Raw genomic sequence first — 1215 nt, forward strand, 5'->3', positions numbered from 1 at the left:
CGTAATAAACCGCACGTCAACATCGGCACCGTCGGCCACGTTGACCACGGCAAAACCACGCTGACCGCGGCAATCACCAAATACTTCGGCGACTTCAAAGCCTACGACCAGATCGACGGCGCGCCGGAAGAAAAAGCCCGCGGCATCACCATCTCCACCGCCCACGTGGAATATGAAACCGACGCGCGCCACTACGCCCACGTCGACTGCCCCGGCCACGCCGACTACGTCAAGAACATGATCACCGGCGCGGCCCAGATGGACGGCGCGATCCTGGTTGTGAACGCAGCCGACGGCCCGATGCCGCAGACCCGCGAGCACATCCTGCTGGCCCGCCAGGTCGGCGTTCCGGCCCTGGTTGTCTTCATGAACAAAGTTGACCAGGTCGACGACGAAGAGCTGCTGGAGCTGGTGGAAATGGAAATCCGCGAGCTGCTGTCCTCCTACGAGTTCCCGGGCGACGATATCCCGATCATCGCGGGCTCCGCGCTGGCGGCGATGGAAGGCCGCGACGCCAACATCGGCGAAGAGAAGATCAAAGAGCTGATGGCGGCCGTGGACGAATACATCCCGACCCCCGAGCGTGCGGTTGACCAGCCGTTCCTGATGCCGATCGAAGACGTGTTCTCGATCTCCGGCCGCGGCACCGTTGTGACCGGCCGTGTGGAGCGCGGTGTGATCAACGTTGGCGACGAAATCGAAATCGTCGGCATCAAAGACACTTCGAAAACCACCTGCACCGGCGTGGAAATGTTCCGCAAGCTGCTGGACCGCGGCGAAGCAGGCGACAACATCGGCGCCCTGCTGCGCGGTGTGGACCGTGACTCCGTCGAGCGCGGCCAGGTTCTCTGCAAGCCGGGCTCGGTGACTCCGCACACCAAGTTCGAAGCCGAAGCCTACATCCTGACCAAAGAAGAAGGCGGCCGCCACACCCCGTTCTTCGCGAACTACCGTCCGCAGTTCTACTTCCGCACCACCGACGTGACCGGCACCGTGACCCTGCCGGAAGGCACCGAGATGGTGATGCCGGGCGACAACCTGAAGTTCGCGGTTGAGCTGATCGCGCCGATCGCGATGGAAGACGGCCTGCGCTTCGCCATCCGCGAAGGCGGCCGCACCGTCGGCGCCGGCGTTGTGTCCAAGATCATCGAGTAATCAGAGCTTCTGATACTTGATAGAAAGGGCCGCTCATCCGAGCGGCCCTTTTTCTATGCG

1 protein-coding gene is annotated in these 1215 nt (G+C 62.8%); it reads left to right on the forward strand.

Annotation, left to right across the window (positions count from 1 at the left end):
- On the forward strand, positions 1-1155 hold a 1155-nt coding region (gene tuf / locus RA20_RS23870; RefSeq protein ID WP_039135181.1), incomplete at its 5' end, for an elongation factor Tu.
- Between the last annotated feature and the right edge of the window lie 60 nt (positions 1156-1215).

Source organism: Leisingera sp. ANG-Vp (genome assembly GCF_000813725.1).
In the GTDB taxonomy this organism is placed as follows: Bacteria; Pseudomonadota; Alphaproteobacteria; order Rhodobacterales; family Rhodobacteraceae; genus Leisingera.